This is a genomic window from Amedibacillus sp. YH-ame10, assembly GCF_053848885.1.
In genome coordinates this window covers 1-19558 of record NZ_JBSPFA010000045.1, presented here as the reverse complement: position 1 = coordinate 19558, position 19558 = coordinate 1, and the positions used below count along the sequence as shown (strand labels likewise).

Here is a 19558-nt window from a genome sequence, read left to right as displayed (position 1 = left end):
AACTCTAACACATTGTTGTTTTCCATAGTTAAATTATACCAAAAAAACACGTCTTCCTCTTATGAGATTGACGTGTTTTTTTATGTTATGGCTGTTTCTTATTCGTTACAGCCTCTTTTTTTATTTATAATCAAACCATTTGATTTCACAAGCATCTAAGGAAAGGTCAAAGCTTGATCCATCTCCACGATATACGATTGTTTTTTGTGATTTATACGTATTGTTTACCACACAGAAACTATTGGTAGAAGGATAGTAATTTATCTCTACATTATAATTTTCACAATACCATTTTTTCATATCCTTTGCTTTACCTGCAGCATAATAAATACTACGATACAATAACCTTGCGTTTTCGAAGGAGAATGGTAATCCGTTCATATATACACCATGTCCTTCTCCGTATTCATTTACAGCCAAATTCACATGTAAGTTCTTCTCTTTCACGACGGTAGCATCCAGTGCATACACATTGCGTAAATCTTCACCGAAATTTTCATGTTCTAATTGTTCTGCGATAAAGTGCTCATGTTCTTGCCAATTGTACTTATCTGTATTTAATGTAAATCCTAATTCTTCATCTACTCCTAATACATCGTATAAGGCAAAGAATTTCCCATTTTTACGAATTGCTAGAGGTTCTCCGACTCCGATGAATCCACCACCATTATAGACATATTTACGAAGAGTTGTAATAATGCTTTCATCGATTTCTTCTCCCCCACTAAAGGATGTGTAAGCATCTCCAACATTGATTACGACATCGATTGTATCTAATATGCTTGGATTGTTTCGAACATCTTCAAAACTTATGAATGCTACATCGAATGGAAACCCAGAGAGTGCTTCTAATACACCCGTGTAGGAATATATTTGCTTATACCAAATCGCATGGTGAACAAGATGTGTTCCCCAACGACGGATTTCACCCCAACTATTTAAGACTGCCACTTTCAAGTGTGTGTGTGGAGTTTGGTTATTCACATGATCGTATAGTTCTCGAAACTCATTACAAATATTTTCTATATAATCAATAAATTCAGGATAATCTAATGTTAGCTTTAAATATCCTCCATATCCAATGCGATCTACTGGTTTGCGAAGAATGGCGCGACGTGCAGTCACCCAGTTGACTTTCGCTTCTTTCAAAGGATCTCCACCTTCATGGAAGGTGTCGGGAAAGAAGTAAGGTAAAAATCTTCCTTCTGTATAGTCTACACCTTCAATATCACTTATCAAGCGTAAGGTAGTTCCACTGCCTACACTACCTACTACCGCATCCAACCCAATGGATTTGAAATACTTACCAAATGGTTCTGTCCCAATAAAATGATCACCCAAAAACATCATAGCTTCCTTACCAGCTTCATGGCAAATATCCACCAATTCCTTAGCTAGTGCACAAACTTCTCTTTGTTGGAAGTCCATAAAATCTTTGAATTCCTTACTAGGTACACAGAATGTATTGTTGTGAAATCCTTTATTGATAATAAATTCTGGTCGAAATGCATAACCTACTTCTTCTTCAAATTGTTTTAGAATATAAGGAGAAACAGATGCACTATATCCAAACCAATCCACGAACTTTTCTTTTGCTTGTTCATTAAAGGTTAATGTGAATTGATGAAAGAATGTTGTGAAACGAATAACATTCACATCGTCTCTCTCTTTCACAAAGGCACGCAATTTATCCTTTACGAACTCTTTTGTTTTTGGTTGACGAACATCAAATGTCATTTGATGCTCTTCCCCTTCCCAACCATTCGTAATGGAATTATACATATGTACAGGATCCCAAATTACAAAAGCTAGAAAACTTACTGTATAGGCATGGAAAGGAATACTATGATGCAATACAACTTCTTTTGTATCCTCATCATAATCCCAATCCTTCACTACTTCACCCGTAGTACGATCGATTACTTCCCACCAACGATGTATATCCTCCAAGGTGTTTGGTTTTAATTGATCCTTATAGAAATCACGCATGATTTCTATTCTCAAGGTTGTATCTTTTGCGGTTACAAACTCACTCATCAAATACATTTGTTGAATTTCATCAGGGTTTGCACTTGCCCAAGCATTGTCTTTACGCGTCGTATAATACGTTGCGTATTGTTTTACATCCATTTTTTTGATTTCATCTGGCATATCCGTACCATCACAATCACGAATTGCATCTGCCTTCCATCGTTTCATGATTGCGATTGTTTCCTCAATGACATCTACATCTGTAGGAATCGTTACTCTTCCATACTCAGTTGCCATGTATTAACCTCCTTATTTATCACTTTGTGTGAACATTGTCTAACTAAAATTTTATTTTAAATAATACAGTTTTCTGTTTCCGCATCAAAGAAATGTACTTTTCCAAGATCCATATATAGCGCAATTGTATCATGTGCTTTTACATCCGTACGAGCAGATATCTTAGCTTGTATAGGTTGTCCATGAATATTTCCATGCATTATAAATTCGTGACCTAACAATTCATTCACTTCAATATTAAACTCAAATTGTGCAGATGGATACGTTTGTCCTACAATGGCTTCCGCATGAAGGTCTTCAGGACGAATTCCCATCGTAATTGTTTTCCCTTCATAGTCCTTTAATTTATCAAGGAACATTTCCGGTAATTCAATGGTATTTTCTCCTACATGAAAGCTATGATTATGATACGTTCCATCTATGAAGTTTGTTGCTGGTGCACCGATAAAACCCGCAACAAATTTATTTGTTGGATTTTGATAAATTTCCTTCGGTGTACCAATTTGTTGGATATATCCTCCACGCATAACAACAATACGAGTTGCCATAGTCATCGCTTCTGTTTGATCATGGGTTACGTAAATCGTAGTCGCTCCAATTCTTTCATGTAGTTTGATGATTTCACTACGCATCTGTACACGAAGTTTCGCATCAAGATTACTAAGTGGTTCGTCCATTAAGAATACTTTTGCATTTCTTACAATGGCTCTGCCTAATGCAACACGTTGACGTTGTCCACCAGATAATGCTTTTGGTTTACGTTCTAAGTATTGATCAATCTCTAAAGATTTTGCGGCTTCTTGTACACGTCGATCAATTTCATCTTTCGCTGTCTTTTTTATTTTTAAACCAAAGGCCATATTATCATATACACTCATATGAGGATAAAGTGCATAGGATTGAAAGACCATGGCAATGTCTCGGTCTTTAGGAGCAACCTCATTTACCATTTTCTCATCGATGTATAATTCCCCACTGCTAATATCTTCAAGACCTGCAATCATACGTAGAGTTGTACTCTTCCCACAACCGGATGGTCCTACAAACACAATAAATTCTTTATCTTCTATATCCAGATTAAAATCAAATACAGCTTGGACATTATTGTCATAAATTTTATTTATATTTTTTAATTTTAAAGTAGCCATGATTTCCTCCTATTTGTATCTTCTGTTATAGGTATGTAGAATACCCAAAATTCCAGCCAAGCCTAATAATTCCACCATAAGACCTGTATATCCAACATTTTTTTGTCCTATGAAAATTAACACAATTGAGATAATAAAGATAATTACCATCAATACATTTTTCGTTATCGTATTCATTCCTGTAACCTCCTTAGTCCTTCAACCCACCAAGAGTCATCCCTTGTGTTAGTTTCTTTTGAACCATAATATACAAAATCAGAGTTGGTAACATGACAATCACTAATCCAGCATACATCATTCCATATTCTGCTTTTCCTCTAGAGGCCTGCATCAAATTCATGAGACCAACTGGTAATGTTTTTGATGTTCCTGGCATCAATGTAAGTGCAATGATATACTCATTCCAAAAGGCTAAGAAATTAAACAGAATGACGGTAACAATGCTAGGTTTTGCCATAGGGATCATGACTTTAATCATCGTTTTGAAATACCCACATCCATCAATCAGCGCTGCTTCTTCATACGCATTCGGCAATGTTTTAAAATAACCTGTCAACAAATACACGGTAAATGGTATCGCAGTAGCTGCATATACTACCGCTAAGACAACGATATTATTCATAAAGAAGCTTATTCCAAACAAGTTATATATCGCATCATCCCAACCTAACATCATCAAGAATATTGGGACTACGATGTAGTTCACATTGATAAATAGACCAGCCATCATGAGCGTGTTCATTATTTTCTTTAATTTGAAATTGAATCTTGCCAAAACATAAGAAGCAGGAAGAGCCACTACCAATAAAAGGCATAAGCCAAGTCCTGTCGCAATGATGGAATTCATAAAATACTCTCCCATGTTAGCCTTTTGAAAAGCATTTACGAAGTTTTCAAAATAAACTCCTGCTGGTAATGCCCATGGATTTCCATAAAACTCTGAATTCTGTTTTATAGATGCCATAAACACCCAAGCTACGGGAATTATAATAGAAATTGCCAAGGTAGCTAAAGCGACATATATGAATATTTTATACAAGAGATCAGAACGATCTTTTTTTACTTTTTCCACTTTATTACCTCCTAGAATTCCAATACTTCGCGCTCAGTTGCCTTATTGATAAGAGCACTTAATATAAATGAGAATAAGAATACAATCACACCAATAGCCATACCATATCCATAAGTCGCGTTATCATACGCTTGTTTGTACATATAACTCAATACTGTTTCAGCAGAACCACCAGGTCCGCTTCCAAAAACCTTCACAAACAAGAAACTTAAATTGATACAACTGATCACAAAGAAGGTAAGTGTAGTCCTTATGTTATCCCAAACAAGAGGTAGCGTGATGGAAAAGAATTGTTTAAATTTTCCTGCCCCTTCAAGTGCCGCTGCTTCATATAAATGTTCTGGAATCGAACTCATACTTGCCATATACATAACCATATAATATCCAATTGCCTGCCACACCATAGCTCCTGTGATAGCATATAGAACAATATTTGGATCTCCTAAAAACTTTATAGTCTCCCATGTCTCCGGCTTAAATAAACCAATAATATTATTGATCATACCATTATCCGATGGATCATATATTGCGGTAAAGATAGAAGCGATTACAACTACAGAAAGTATGTTAGGAATATAGAAGATAATACGGAAAAAGTTTTGTCCTTTTACCTTTTCTCTAACAAGAATGCTAGCAAATAGCACTGCAATTGTCATCGTAACCATCGTTACAATAGCAATCAAGAATATGGTATTTTGTAAAGCTCGTATAAAATTCATATCCTTCGCTAATATTATAAAATTATTCAAACCAACGAATGTTTTATCAGCTGACAATCCTCCCCATTTTAACGTTGACATCCAAAATACATTCAACGTTGGTAGTATCATAAATATACTAAACAATATAAATGCAGGAGCCAAGCAAATGATGATAAATCGTTTTCGTTCTTTCTTTTTGTTCATAGATCTCACCTCTCTAAAATAGCATAGCGGTGTTTCCACCGCTATATGCTAATTCAACATTATATCTAAATGTTATTTGTTATACATTTTAACTGTATCAATAACAGCTTTATACCAGTCATCTACACTCTTAGTACCATTTACAACTTCATTTACGGTACCATATAAGATACCTTCAGCACTTGTAAGGTCTACACCTTCGATTGTATCTTTTGAAACGAATCCAACTGGATTTGATTTAGCTCCACCTTCATAAACAGAATAGTAAAGTTTGTTTTCATCATCCGCACCCATAAGATTTTCTGTAGCACCTTTGATTGGCATGATTGGTCCTTTGTTGTATTCACCTTCAATTGGTTTTTTGTTTTCATCTACTTTTTGTGCACCATATTCGTAGAAGATTTTCCCAGCTTCATCAGAATACATATAAGCGATAAATTTCTTAGCTAAGTCAGCGTTTGCTGCTTTCGTTGGAATATATACTTGTTCAACGAATGCTGTAGAATAGCGATCTCCACCTTCTTTAGCTGCTGGTAATGCAGTGAATCCCCATTCAAAGCCTTTTGCTCTAGGAGCTTCTGCCATTTCCCCTGGTAACCATGTTCCATTAGGAATAAACAATGCTTTGTTATCAAGAACTAATTGCTGATTTTTTGCAAATCCTTCTTTATTTGCATTTGCTACTGTATTTTTTTCTGTGTAGCTAGCTAATTTACCAACGATTTCAAATGCCTTTTTTGTATCTGCACTTTCCCAAGTCGCTGTATCATAATTCATTAATTTTGTATATGCTTCTGGTCCTGCAGTTTCATTTAACAATGCTGAGAAAAATGCATCAAAGTATCCTGTTGTTGGATATGTGAACAATGCAATTCCTTCTGCTTTTGCCTTGTCGCCAAGAACCCACATTTCATCCCAAGTCTTAGGTACTTCCCAACCTTTTTCTTTGAATAAACCTGCATTATAGAACAATCCACATGGTCCGTAGTTGATTGGTGCCAAATACATTTTTCCATCACCATATGGGCTAGATGTTAATGCATTTGAGAATCCTCCAAGTAATTTATCTCCAACCGTAGTTTTTTCACCAGGAACATCCATTTTTAACACATCAGAAATATCTGATATTTGTTTTTCAGCTACCATTGTATCTGTAAGTTTTCCCTCAGCACCAATGGATAGATAAATCAAATCCGGTACATCTTTTCCTGATGTAATAACTGGGCGTAAAGTATCTGCGATGTTTTTTTCAAGTGTAAGTTCTACTTTCACTCCATCGTTTGCTTTTTCGAAAGCTTTTACAACTTCTTCCCAACCTTTTGTTTCATAACCTCCATTTAATCCTGAAATCTTTAGAACTTTGTTATCGCTGCCTGATTTTCCTGAACTACATCCTGCTAGAACAGAAACAGCCATCATTGAGCAAAGCCCCAGTGCAACTAATTTTTTCATAGGTTTCCTCCTCATAAGAAATCTTTTTAACAATACACATTATAGGAGACAAGCACCATCAATTCAAGCTACATCTTGTCAAAAGTTTTAGAAATATTGCTTTTTTTGAAAATATGCAATATAATAAAAATAAATACATGAAACCATTTACAAAGAGGTGAAAATATGCAATCGAATGTAATAAAGGTGAATAAGAAGCTATTATATGTAACACAATCTCGTTATGATACAGGCTGGCACTCCATTCCTCACACGCACAACTTCACTGAATTTTTCTATGTTATCAGAGGCAAAGGTCAATTCTTCGTAAATGAAGTCTTTCACGATATCAAAGAAGATGATTTGATCATCGTAAATCCACACGTACTTCATACAGAGACCAGTAAAGATGATGCTCCATTGGAATATATTGTTGTTGGTGTGGAAGGATTAGCTTTCTTCACAGAACAAGACGATGAACGTCAATTTGATTTCAGTATTCATAATTACTATAACTACAAACATGAAATTCTATTTTACCTAAAGACTTTATCCAACGAAGTGGAAACCAAGGATGAATTTTCAGTTGTATTACAACATAACTTACTAGAAGCCTTGATCATTAATATGATACGAAGAACAAATATCACATTGGAAGTTGCTACGACTAGTAAAAAAGATAAAAGAGAATGCATTTTTATTGAAAAATACATCAAAGAACATTTTAAAGAAGATATTACCTTAGATAGACTTAGTGAACTCACATACATCAATAAGTACTATATGGTACATGCCTTCAAAAAGTACAAGGGTATTTCTCCTATCAACTACTTGGTAGAATGCAGAATTGCTGAAGCGAAAAAGTTACTAGAAACAACAAATTTAAGCAGTCGGGATATTGCAAATATTGTTGGATTCTCTTCTCAATCATACTTTTCGCAGGTCTTTAAACGAGTGTTACATACATCTCCACAACAATATCGTAAAACATTTATTAGCTGAAAGGAGTTCATGATATGTCAAATCCTACAAACAAGAAAAGCTTATTGAAAAGAATGAAAGCATTTTGTTTTCGTCATTTTAAAATATTGTGGCTACTATTTGGTGACCCTTTTGTTGACCTAGATGATGATAAAATTTAATCTATCTTATATCGGACATGTGCAAACATCTATGATATAATTACGCTATATATTTTCATTCAACCAGGAGGTCTTTTTATGCATGAGATTAAGTGTCCAAATTGTGGTACAACCTTTACCATCGATGAAGTAAGTTATGCAGAAATTTTACAACAAGTACGTACACAAGAATTTCAACAAGAGGTGCTTGAAAAAGTAGAACAGATGAAACTACAACATCAAAGTGAATTATCTTTATTAGAAGAAAAAGCAAAACATGAACTTCATCAAACACTCTTTGAAAAAGATAAAGAAATTGCAGATTTACTTGCAAAAAAACAGGATCTAGAAAACTCCAAGAAATTGGAAATTTCAAAAGCTGTATTTGATAAAGATAAGGAATTGTATGAGCTACAATCAAAGCTTGCGATATTGGAAAGAGAAAACCAATTGGATAAGAACTCTTTAAAAGAACGCTATGAAATGGAATTGAAGCAAAAAGAAGAAACTATCGCCTTTTATAAAGATTTTAAAGCAAAACAATCTACGAAAATGATTGGAGAAAGCTTAGAACAGCACTGTGAATATGAGTTCAATAAATTGCGTACAACTGCCTTCCCACGCGCGGAATTTGCGAAAGATAACGATGCATCTAGTGGAAGCAAGGGAGATTATATCTATCGTGAGTATGATGAACAAGGTGTTGAAATCATTTCCATTATGTTTGAAATGAAAAATGAAATTGACACTACTGCGACCAAAAAGAAAAATGAACACTTCTTCAAAGAGTTGGATAAAGATCGTAAAGAAAAACGATGCGAATATGCAATTCTTGTGTCCTTATTAGAAATCGACAATGAGTTTTATAACACTGGGATAGTTGATGTATCGTATGAATATGAGAAAATGTATGTAATCCGTCCTCAGTTCTTTATTCCTATGATTACCTTATTGCGTAATGCTGCTATGAACTCTTTACAATATAAACAAGAAGTAGCTCTTATCCGTGAACAAAATATCGATATTACTAATTTCGAAGAATCTTTAGATACCTTTAAATCTGAATTTGGAAGAAACTATGATTTAGCAAGTCGTAAATTCAAATCTGCAATCGATGAATTGGACAAAACAATTATGCATCTACAAAAAACAAAAGATGCTCTACTCTCTTCTGAAAACAACCTTCGCTTAGCAAACAATAAAGCCGAAGACTTAAGTGTTAAAAAATTAGTAAGAAACAATCCTACAATGAAAGAAAAATTTGATGAATTACATAAAACAAAATCCCAGTAACCACTGGGATTTAATCGTTTTGTGTGCTTTTATCTAATGCGTGACGTACATATACAGTATATGCAATGGATTGTACTGTATTGCGAATCAAATCCACAACCAGACTTCCCTCATCATCACTTGGTACGTGATGAATTTTTTTATGTTGGAAGATGCATTTTAAACAGCTTTCCAACTCTGCACAAAAATAATTGTATGCTTGATCTACAGGATACTTATCAATTTGAACGGATATCAAACTACTGATTTCATCCATTCTATAAACCATCTTTAACACACAAACAACCACTAAGTATGCCATGTGTTGTTTGGTATAACGTTTCTTTATTGGTGGATGTACGATTCCATTCTTTACGTAATTGTTAATCATGGTACTCGTTACCATTTTATCCTGACCCTTTTGAAAAGGTTTTAAATAGTCATTTAGCAATGTTACAACTTGGTCCATATACAATTCCATATCTGGTAGTTGATCCCAATGTGGAAGCTGTATTACGGGTGTATTTCTTCTTTCACTCATATTATCACCTAGTGTAATCCTAGCATTATAATCTACCTTTGTCAACTCATAAATCACTCTAGTACACATGTTTTTTAAAACTAAATCATTTAGTTCGTATTTATTTGAATTTTCTAACTTAAAAACGAAAGAATCCTTCCTTTTATGTGCATAGAATTGCTTTATTTAAAGGTTCTAAAGATTGCTTGTCTCATCAGTTCCCTTTAAAAATGCAATACTCATTTCGTAAAACTGTTGAGCATTTGATAACATTGCTGGATGTCTTCCGTGTTCAAATAGGTGCATATTTCCATGTTGTATCTTATCTAACATCTCTCGATACACACGATCAAAATAATCTCTTCCTAAAGAACAAACAAATTCATCTTCACGACTTCCAACAAGCAAAATATCTGTTTGTAAATTTGATAACGGTTTGTGAAAGAAATTCTGAATATTTAGCGCATGTTCTGCGATAGCCGCAGTATCTTTATCCACGATACCTTCCCAGTCCTCACCATGCATATATTGATAAAACTGCACAGCATCTTTATCTTGTTTCGAAAGATATCGATCTTGTGTAATATTCTTTGTGAATGCATCGATACATCGTTCTCCTTCAAAACTATCCGCAATAACCTTATTGACATATTCCCCAGCCTCTAACGCAACATTAATGGCAACCAATGCACCTCCACTAGTACCAATGATATCCACCTTACCAAATTGTTTCTCTTTCAAGAACGCAATCACTTGTTGTGCTTCATAAAACCATAAGTCTGTAGGAAATGTATCCAATCGCTCGGACTTCCCATGTCCCAGAAAATCAATGCATATTACGTTATACTTTTTACGAAACAATTTTTCAATTTCATAAAACATCACAGAAGATGCTGTATTTCCATGTAAGAGAAGTAGCGGTGTTCCTTTCCCACTCTCTTGATAATATACTTTTTTGTCTTCATAATAAAAATAGCTCATATTTAGCCCTCCTAAGTTTTTATTCATGACTTATGCAAGGACTTTTTCCTTGCGTATTAATTTTTTCTCATGTTCTCACCTCTTCTATAATCACTTCTATACTCTAAGTATAACAGTATCTAGATGTGTTTGAAAGAACACATCATTTTTATAGCTTACTTTTGTTACATCTTTTGTAGCTATATATATCATCTTCCTTTTTGTTCTTACACTTTACATATATGAGATGAATTTTAAAATTCCTAAAAAAACAGAGTGAACGCACTTTGTTCACTCTGATCATCATTAAATCAAGTTCAATTTTTTGGCGATATCTAAATTACACTGTAATACATTAACCGTAGCTTCTCCAAAAACTCCAGCAACTTTATCTGTTGTGTTGTTTTCAATGATTTTGTTCAAGTCCTCTTGTGATAAACCACTTGCTTTCGCAATTGCAGCTACTTGTACTTTTGCGGCTTCCACAGAGATATGTGGATCTAATCCAGAACCTGATGCAGTTACTAAGTCTTCAGGGATTGAAGAACGTTCTACACTTGGATTGGCATCCAAGAAACTTTGGATATCTGCTTCCATACGTGCTTTTAAATCAGGATTGCTAGGAGCATAGTTATTTGAACCACTTGCAACTCCGCCATAATCCCCATTTTCTTTTTCTTCCTCTGTATACGTATTGTAATTTACCGCACTTGGTCTTCCTTTGAAAAATTTATCATCTTCAAATTTTTGACCAACAATTTTTGAACCAACTACTTTTCCATTAATTTCTATAAGGGAACCATTGGCTTTGTCCTTAAAGAATACTTGAGATACACCTGTTAATGCAAGTGGATACAAGACTCCACAAATCACCAACATACCTATGGAGAACAGAAGCGCTGTTCTTATACTTTTTATATAACGTTTCATAAATGCCTCCTAGAATCCCAACATCGCCATACATGGCGTGATGATCATATCAATAATTTTAATCGCTATAAATGGAGTTACAATTCCACCTAAACCATAAATTAACATATTTCTACCTAACATCTTACTTGCACTCATTGGTTTGTATTTTACACCACGCATAGCAAGTGGAATGAGGCAAGGAATGATGATCGCATTGAAGATCAATGCAGATATAATTGCACTATATGGTGTAGATAAATGCATTACATTCAATACATCCATCTGTGGAATAGCAATAGTAAACATGGCTGGAATAATTGCAAAGTATTTTGCGATATCATTCGCGATAGAGAAAGTAGTTAAAGATCCACGTGTAATCAAGAGTTGCTTACCAATTTCTACAACTTCTAGAATCTTTGTAGGATCGCTATCTAAATCTACCATGTTCGCAGCTTCTTTCGCAGAAGTTGTTCCAGAATTCATAGCCAAACCTACATCGGCTTGTGCAAGAGCTGGAGCATCGTTTGTCCCATCTCCTGTCATCGCAACAATCTTACCTTCGGCTTGTTCCTTTTTGATAACATCAATTTTATCTTCAGGTTTACATTCTGCAATGTATCCATCCACACCTGCTTCTGCAGCAATCGTTGCGGCTGTTAAAGGGTTATCTCCTGTACACATAATAGTTTTGATACCAATCTCACGTAAACGTGCAAATCGATCAACCAATCCTGGTTTTACAGTATCTTTTAAATAAATGACACCATATATTACATTATTTGCACATACAACAAGTGGTGTACCACCAAGTTTACTAACTTCATTTACTTTTTCTTCTAAATCTTTTGGAATCACGCCGCCTTGTTTTTCAACGTAACGAATAATCGCATCACTGGCACCTTTACGGATGATTTCTTTTCCATCCTTCATGTCCATTCCACTCATTCTCGTTTGCGCGCTAAATTCTATAAAATCGGCATTCATGAAATCTTCTTTATCTAATGTAATTCCACCTTGTCGTGCTAAATCGATAATCGATTTACCTTCTGGTGTATCATCATGTAAAGAACTCAATGCTGCATAGTAAGTAACATCGCTTTCTTTTATACCTTCTACTGGAATAAATTTTGATGCTAAACGATTTCCAAATGTAATTGTTCCTGTTTTATCTAGAATCATAGTATCCACATCACCACAAGCTTCTACTGCTTTTCCAGACATAGCGATGACATTAAAACGTGTAACACGATCCATACCTGCAATACCAATTGCGCTTAACAAGCCACCAATTGTGGTTGGAATCAAACATACCATTAAGGCAATCAAGGTAGAGATTGCAATGGAAACTCCTGTATAACGAGCCATTGGGTATAACGTTACAATAACCAATAAGAAGATTAATGTTAACGAAATCAATAAGATATTTAATGCAATTTCATTCGGTGTTTTAGAGCGTGATGCCCCTTCTACCAAAGCAATCATTTTATCTAAGAATGATTGTCCAGGTTCACTTGTAATTTCGACTTTAATCCAATCAGATACCACAAGTGTTCCACCTGTTACACTTGCAAAGTCTCCACCACTTTCTTTTAATACTGGTGCAGATTCTCCCGTGATAGCAGATTCATCAATGGATGCGATTCCCTCAATGATTTCACCATCATTGGGAATCAGCTCCCCCATCTTCACCAATACGATATCTCCCTTTTTTAATTGCATAGAGGAAATCATTGTTTCATTTCCTTCTTCATCAAGTACTCTTGCCATCGTATCTTTTTTTGTTTTCTTTAAAGATTCAGCCTGTGCTTTTCCTCTTCCCTCTGCAACAGATTCTGCAAAGTTGGCAAATAACACAGTGATAAATAATATAACAGAAACGATTGCGTTATATATACGAAGGTTTTCTCCGCTATCTCCAAATAAATTTGGGAAGAACACTAATAACAATGCTATGAAGAATCCAACTTCTACTACAAACATTACTGGATTTTTCATCATATATTTTGGATTCAATTTCTTAACAGATCCTATCAGCGAAGATTTTAAGATATCTTTCGTAATAAATTTTGTCTGTTTATCTTTCTTACTCATCTTACGTATCTCCCCTCTACATCCACAAAGTGAGATGTTCTGCAATTGGACCTAATGCAAGTGCTGGCAAGAAGGTCAATGCGGCAATAATTAGTACTACCATTACCAATGAGAAGCTAAAGGTAAAGGTATCTGTCTTTAATGTACCAATAGATTCATTTACATAACGTTTCTTCAATAAGCTTCCTGCGATCGCCAACTGAATAACAATAGCTAGATAGCGCCCAAAGAACATTGCTAATCCACAAGTTACATTCCAGAATACACTGTTATCTGCTAATCCTTCAAATCCAGAACCATTGTTAGCGGCACTTGATGAGAACTCATATAAGACTTGTGTTAAGCCATGGAATCCTGCGTTTGTAATACCATCTAGGCCATCTTTACAAACCACAGCGATTGCGGAGAAACCTAATATTAATAAAGGATGAATGATGATACTTAGTGCAGCAAGTTTCATCTCTTTTCCTTCTATTTTCTTACCAAGATACTCTGGTGTACGTCCAATCATCAAACCACAGATGAAGACCGCAAGGATTGCATAGATTAACATATTCATCAATCCAACACCTGCACCACCAAAGACTACATTTAACATCATTTGTAATAAAGGAATCATTCCTCCAAGTGGTGTTAAGGTATCATGCATATTGTTTACAGTACCTGTTGTAAAGGCAGTTGTAACAGTTGTAAATAAGGAAGAATTTGCAATTCCAAAACGAAGTTCTTTTCCTTCCATATTTCCCGCAACATTCGCTAATCCTAATTGTTCAAATACAGGATTTCCTTGTAATTCTGCCCAATAGCATACACTTAAGGAAAGCAAGAACAAAATGCTCATGGCGATAAATATCGTACGACCTTGTGGCCCGAATAAGATTTGTTTGATATGTGTTGCTTTTTCTTCATATTTTCTTGCCAACATATGTCCAAATGCAACCACACATCCACCTGGTAACAACATCATAGAATACATTTCAACCGCATTGGATATGATGGTTGGATTTTCTAACGGAGTAGAAGAGTTCGCTCCTAAGAAACCTCCACCATTCGTACCTAAGTGCTTAATGGATTCTAATGCCGCAATAGGCCCTCTAGCAATATCTTGAAGTTTTCCTTCAATTGTTGTAACTGTAATATTTCCTTCTAGTGTCATAGGAACGCCCTGTGATACTAAAATCAACGCAATAATAAATGCGAATGGAATCAATATACGAAGGATACAACGTGTCATATCTACGTAAAAGTTTCCAATCTCTTTTCCACAAAATCCACGAACCATTGCCATACAAGCAGAGAATCCAGTGGCAGCTGATGTGAACATCATAACAATGATAACCAACATTTGTGACATATAAGATAATCCAGATTCTCCAGAGTAATGCTGAAGATTGGTATTTGTCATAAACGAAATAATTGTGTTATAGGATAACGATTGTTCCATGTTTCCAATCCCATTTGGATTCCATAATCCCATAGATTGAATACGTAGAATCAAATATCCTACCAATACCATAACTGCATTCACTAACAATAATGTTAGTGCATAACGTTTCCATCCCATATTGGATGTGTCTACACGAAATACTTTATACAATACTCTTTCCACACGATCGAAGATTGGATCAACGAAAGTACGTCGTCCATCTGCCACATGGAACATATATTTCCCCATTGGTATTACCATAACAACAAATAATAACAATAGAATTCCTATCTGTAACATAGTGAGTTACCCCTTTCCAAATTAAAACTTCTCAGGTGATATCAGCGCATACACTAGGTATGCCGCTAACGCGACCACAATAATTCCAAGCATCCACATAATGAATTCCTCCCTTTAATGTTTTATCTGCTTTGCACACCAATCGGTAAACAATTTTACACTGCCAAATCCTGCAACTAACAGGACGACCATCAGTAGATCCATTAGCATAACCTCACTCCTTATCTTAAAGTGTAGACATTATAGCAAACGCTTTGCGAACGTGCTGTTAGTAACAATTGATTCTGTGTTAAGATAGTATAAAGATATCAAAAGAAATGTATAAACTATAGTACAATGGATACGTACAGATAGGATGATATAGAAATGAATACAGAGAAAAAAGGAAAACTAAAAATATTCTTTGGATATTGTGCGGGAGTTGGAAAAACGTATGCTATGTTAGCTGCGGCACATGAGAAGAAAAAAGAAGGTGTTGATGTAATCATCGGTTATGTGGAAAAACATGCAAGAGCAGAAACCATCGCTATGATGGATGGCTTAGAAGAAATACCAGTAGCTGCTATTCCTTATAAGGATATTGTATTACATGAGTTTGATTTAGATGCCGCATTAAAGAGAAAACCCGAATTGATTTTGGTAGATGAACTCGCCCATACCAATGCCGCGACATCACGTCACCCAAAACGTTACAGCGATATACAAGAACTCTTACACGCAGGTATTGATGTATATACAACCGTAAACGTGCAACACTTAGAGAGTTTACAAGATGTAGTCGCTAGTATTACAAGAATACGTGTCAATGAACGTATTCCTGATAAAGTATTTGATCAAGCTGATCAAGTGGAACTCGTTGATATTGAACCTGATGATTTAATCAAGCGTTTAGAAGAAGGTAAAATATATAAGAAATCACAAGTCTCTCGTGCTCTTGAAAACTTCTTTATGAAGGATAACTTAGTCGCATTACGTGAGATTGCTTTACGTCGTTGTGCAGACCGTGTCAATATGATTGCAAGTAGCACTACCAAAGCATTTACCAAAGAACATATTATGATTTGTCTATCACCTTCTCCAAGCAATGCAAAAGTGATACGTACAGCCGCTAGAATGGCGGCAGCCTTCTTTGGGGAATTCACGGCGATTTATGTAGAAACTCCAGATAGTGAAAAACTAGGAGATGATCAGATCAAACTATTGGATGATAATATCCGACTGGCTCATCAATTAGGTGCGAATGTTGTCTCTGTTTTTGGAGAAGATGTCGCAGAACAAATCAGTGAGTATGCCAAAATAGGAAGTATCTCCAAGATTGTCATAGGACGCTCCTTCAATAAGCATTCCCTTTTCTCTAAAGCAACGCTTGTAGATCGATTAACTTCCCTTGCTCCAGACATCGATATTTATATCATTCCAGATAAGAATACTAAAGAAGGACATAATGAACGAGGAAATTATCATCGCAAAGCTCCTATCTTTAATTTGATGGATTCTATGATTACGATAGCCTTCCTAATTGTGACCACACTCATTGGCCTTTGGTTTCATCATATGGGATATACAGAAGCAAATATTATCATGATTTATATACTTGCGGTCTTACTAATTTCATTCCTGACAAGAAGTCGCTTCTATGGAATCAGTGCATCGTTTCTAATCGTGTTTATTTTTAACTTCTTTTTCACCTTTCCAAGATTTAGCTTTCAAGCCTATGCGAAATCTTATCCAGTAACCTTCGCTATTATGCTAATGGTAGCACTGATTACAAATACCCTAACACGTAAAGGAAGACAGCAAACAAGAGCCCTTGCCTTACAAGCACATCGTACAGAAGTTCTTTTAGAAGCTTCTCAAAAACTACAATTAGCAAATACAATGTCGGATGTCGCAAAAGAAACTTGCTTACAGTTGCATCGTTTATTAAATAAAACAATTATTGTATACAGTGTAAAGGATGAGAAATTGCAAGCTCCTATCGTTTATAATGATAACTTAACTGAGGAAGAAGAACTTTTATATTCTTCACCTAATGAACAAGCTGTTGCGCAATGGGTGTTCAAAAACAATAAAAAAGCAGGAGTATCTACTAGTACACTACCTGCTGCAAAAGGTTTATATTTTTCAGTACGTATGAAGGAACATGTCTTCGCGGTAATTGGAATAGCTATGGAATCAAATGAACTACTTCCTCCATTTGAGAAAAGCCTATTAACAGCACTTCTAAATGAAGTAGCATTGGTTATGGAATCGGTAAGTAAACATCCCTACCATAAAGTTATCCATGAACCTGTAGATGGTATATAAAAATGAAGCAGTCAATTGCTTCATTTTTTCATTGTATATTGATCATGAAGATGATTCCAATATAGCATCATCGCAATGAGTCCGAATACCATTATTCCCATATACGATAACAAAAATACAACGGAAGATATCAAAAAGAGACTTTTACATAAAGGAGGAATCATCAAAACGATACCATATAATATCCACATATATCCATTTTTACGGTTATACTCTTTTACATCATGAAATATTTCCTCTTGAATTTCATCCTGACTTCCACTATAAAACCACATAGGTTTTTTCCTGTACATTGCATAGATACCAACCCCAACAAACAAAAATGAACAACTACTCAACACCAAAAATAGAATCATCCTTACACCCCCTTATATGGTATGGTAATCTCATTTACAAAGTTTGTTTCGAATATCTGTTTTACTTCTTTAGGATCTTGGGTTTGTCCCAATGCCCACATCAATTTTGTTAAACATGCTTCACTTGTCATATCAAATCCTTGGATAACTCCTTGTTTCAAAACTTTTTGTCCAGTTTGATAGATTGAAAAATCGCTATTCTCATATAAGCACTGACTACAAACCACAACACTAATTCCGTGTTCTGCCATCTCTTCTAACTTACGAATCAAATCTCTTCGTATAAAATTGATTCCTCCAGCACCGAAGGCTTCTATTACGATTCCTTTATAATTTCTACTAGCTAATACATCAAATATTTCTGGGTTCATTCCAGGAGATAATTTCATCAAAAACACATCTTGACAAATCGCATCCATGAGCTGATATGTTCCTTGATTACGGATTAGCAAATGTTCATACAAATGCAATCCCCTTGCATCTACAATACCCGCAGGCTCTATATTCACGCTTTCAAAGGCATCAAAGTTCATCGTACGTACTTTTACTGCTCTAGTCCCTAACATAAGCTTACGATTAAAACAAACATATACTCCTTGAACATTCTCTTGCGCAGAAGCAAAAGCCATGCGAATATTATCTACTCCATCACTCAATGGATGAAGCAACGGAAGTTGTGAACCAGTTACGATCACTGGAATATCAATATTATGTAACATAAAACTAATGGCACTTGCTGTATATGCCATGGTATCCGTACCATGTGTTAATACGATGCCATCATATTCCTTATGTACTTCATCAATTCTACGAGCTATGATTTGCCATTCCTCTGGTTGCATATTACTACTATCCAAATTCAACAGGTCTTCACAAACCACTTCTATTTCATTTCCTATATCACCTAAATGCGACAGGATATCATTGCTTCTTAAGGAAGGAATCAATCCCTCATCACTTTCACTAGAGGCAATCGTACCTCCAGTTGTAATTAACAATATTCTTTTCATATTCATCGTCCTTTTTCCACTCCTTATTATAGCTCATATAAATAATATTTTCTCTTATTTCTAGTGATTTCATAAAAGAAAATGTTTTATCTTTCTTCCATTACTTATGGTAATCGTATCTAGCTTGTAAGCACATCTTAGAATATCTCAATCATATGTACAACTACCTTTTTAAAAATACAAGAAATCGAAAATAATACTTGCGTTTCTTATACAACTATGGTAGGATAATATGGCACTGTAATCGTGGCGCGTTGGAGAAACGGTTAACTCACTTGCCTTTCACGCAAGCATTCACGGGTTCGAATCCCGTACGCGTCACCAAATAAAGAATATAAAGAGGCTGTAACGAATAAGAAACAGCCATAACATAAAAAAACACGTCAATCTCATAAGAGGAAGACGTGTTTTTTTGGTATAATTTAACTATGGAAAACAACAATGTGTTAGAGTTAAATT

At 35.2% G+C, this 19558-nt stretch carries 18 protein-coding genes and 1 tRNA gene; 5 read left to right on the top strand and 14 right to left on the bottom strand.

The annotated features are described in order from the left end of the window. Positions 1-120: 120 nt before the first annotated feature. The 6 genes from gnpA to ACWG42_RS14020 all read right to left on the bottom strand — a co-directional run bounded on the left by gnpA (position 121) and on the right by ACWG42_RS14020 (position 6845). Positions 121-2268 carry a 1,3-beta-galactosyl-N-acetylhexosamine phosphorylase gene (gene gnpA / locus ACWG42_RS14045; protein ID WP_455793190.1) on the bottom strand — a complete coding sequence of 716 codons (2148 nt, stop codon included), beginning with the start codon at positions 2266-2268 and terminating at the stop codon, positions 121-123. Between the two features lie 56 nt (positions 2269-2324). Further along, a complete protein-coding gene (locus ACWG42_RS14040) occupies positions 2325-3416 on the bottom strand; it encodes an ABC transporter ATP-binding protein (RefSeq protein WP_455793189.1) in 1092 nt (363 codons plus the stop codon). A 9-nt stretch (positions 3417-3425) separates the two neighbouring features. Then, positions 3426-3593: a DUF6903 family protein gene (locus ACWG42_RS14035; protein ID WP_455793188.1), complete on the bottom strand. Its 168-nt coding sequence runs from the start codon at positions 3591-3593 to the stop codon at positions 3426-3428. Between the two features lie 13 nt (positions 3594-3606). Next, positions 3607-4488 carry a carbohydrate ABC transporter permease gene (locus ACWG42_RS14030; RefSeq protein WP_455793187.1) on the bottom strand — a complete coding sequence of 294 codons (882 nt, stop codon included), beginning with the start codon at positions 4486-4488 and terminating at the stop codon, positions 3607-3609. Positions 4489-4499: 11 nt separating this feature from the next. Further along, positions 4500-5393, bottom strand: coding sequence for a carbohydrate ABC transporter permease (locus ACWG42_RS14025; protein ID WP_455793186.1), 894 nt, complete (start codon positions 5391-5393; stop codon positions 4500-4502). Positions 5394-5465: 72 nt separating this feature from the next. Further along, positions 5466-6845 carry a carbohydrate ABC transporter substrate-binding protein gene (locus ACWG42_RS14020; protein WP_455793185.1) on the bottom strand — a complete coding sequence of 460 codons (1380 nt, stop codon included), beginning with the start codon at positions 6843-6845 and terminating at the stop codon, positions 5466-5468. 165 nt (positions 6846-7010) lie between these two features. On the opposite strand from ACWG42_RS14020, the gene ACWG42_RS14015 reads away from it, so the two are divergent. The 3 genes from ACWG42_RS14015 (at position 7011) to ACWG42_RS14005 (ending at position 9238) form a co-directional block, all read left to right on the top strand. Beyond that, the gene (locus tag ACWG42_RS14015) at positions 7011-7826 is read left to right on the top strand and encodes an AraC family transcriptional regulator (RefSeq protein ID WP_455793184.1); all 816 of its coding nucleotides are present in this window, start codon (positions 7011-7013) and stop codon (positions 7824-7826) included. Positions 7827-7840: 14 nt separating this feature from the next. Beyond that, a complete protein-coding gene (locus ACWG42_RS14010; RefSeq protein ID WP_455793183.1) occupies positions 7841-7966 on the top strand; it encodes a hypothetical protein in 126 nt (41 codons plus the stop codon). A 78-nt stretch (positions 7967-8044) separates the two neighbouring features. Then, on the top strand, positions 8045-9238 hold the full coding sequence (locus ACWG42_RS14005) for a DUF2130 domain-containing protein (RefSeq protein WP_455793182.1): 1194 nt from the start codon (positions 8045-8047) through the stop codon (positions 9236-9238). 10 nt (positions 9239-9248) lie between these two features. On the opposite strand, the gene ACWG42_RS14000 is transcribed toward ACWG42_RS14005, so the two are convergent. From ACWG42_RS14000 to kdpF, 6 genes are all read right to left on the bottom strand, one after another. Next, a complete protein-coding gene (locus ACWG42_RS14000) occupies positions 9249-9758 on the bottom strand; it encodes a DUF1836 domain-containing protein (RefSeq protein WP_455793181.1) in 510 nt (169 codons plus the stop codon). A gap of 174 nt (positions 9759-9932) precedes the next feature. After that, positions 9933-10718 carry an alpha/beta fold hydrolase gene (locus ACWG42_RS13995; RefSeq protein ID WP_455793180.1) on the bottom strand — a complete coding sequence of 262 codons (786 nt, stop codon included), beginning with the start codon at positions 10716-10718 and terminating at the stop codon, positions 9933-9935. 285 nt (positions 10719-11003) lie between these two features. Next, entirely contained in the window at positions 11004-11627 is a 624-nt protein-coding gene (locus tag ACWG42_RS13990; RefSeq protein ID WP_455793179.1) for a K(+)-transporting ATPase subunit C, read from the bottom strand. 9 nt (positions 11628-11636) lie between these two features. Further along, positions 11637-13700 (bottom strand): potassium-transporting ATPase subunit KdpB, encoded by a 2064-nt coding sequence (kdpB, locus tag ACWG42_RS13985; RefSeq protein WP_455793178.1) that lies wholly within the window; start codon positions 13698-13700, stop codon positions 11637-11639. Between the two features lie 16 nt (positions 13701-13716). After that, positions 13717-15426, bottom strand: coding sequence for a potassium-transporting ATPase subunit KdpA (kdpA, locus tag ACWG42_RS13980; protein ID WP_455793177.1), 1710 nt, complete (start codon positions 15424-15426; stop codon positions 13717-13719). Between the two features lie 21 nt (positions 15427-15447). After that, positions 15448-15519 (bottom strand): K(+)-transporting ATPase subunit F, encoded by a 72-nt coding sequence (gene kdpF, locus ACWG42_RS13975; protein WP_455793191.1) that lies wholly within the window; start codon positions 15517-15519, stop codon positions 15448-15450. A 273-nt stretch (positions 15520-15792) separates the two neighbouring features. Here kdpF and ACWG42_RS13970 point away from each other — a divergent pair, with 273 nt between their 5' ends. Continuing rightward, a complete protein-coding gene (locus tag ACWG42_RS13970) occupies positions 15793-17733 on the top strand; it encodes a DUF4118 domain-containing protein (protein ID WP_455793176.1) in 1941 nt (646 codons plus the stop codon). A gap of 20 nt (positions 17734-17753) precedes the next feature. Here ACWG42_RS13970 and ACWG42_RS13965 read toward each other — a convergent pair whose 3' ends face one another. Both ACWG42_RS13965 and ACWG42_RS13960 read right to left on the bottom strand, forming a co-directional pair. Beyond that, positions 17754-18089: a hypothetical protein gene (locus tag ACWG42_RS13965; protein WP_455793175.1), complete on the bottom strand. Its 336-nt coding sequence runs from the start codon at positions 18087-18089 to the stop codon at positions 17754-17756. A 2-nt stretch (positions 18090-18091) separates the two neighbouring features. Further along, positions 18092-19099: an asparaginase gene (locus ACWG42_RS13960; RefSeq protein WP_455793174.1), complete on the bottom strand. Its 1008-nt coding sequence runs from the start codon at positions 19097-19099 to the stop codon at positions 18092-18094. 248 nt (positions 19100-19347) lie between these two features. On the opposite strand from ACWG42_RS13960, the gene ACWG42_RS13955 reads away from it, so the two are divergent. After that, positions 19348-19423, top strand: a tRNA-Glu gene (locus ACWG42_RS13955). Positions 19424-19558: the final 135 nt, after the last annotated feature.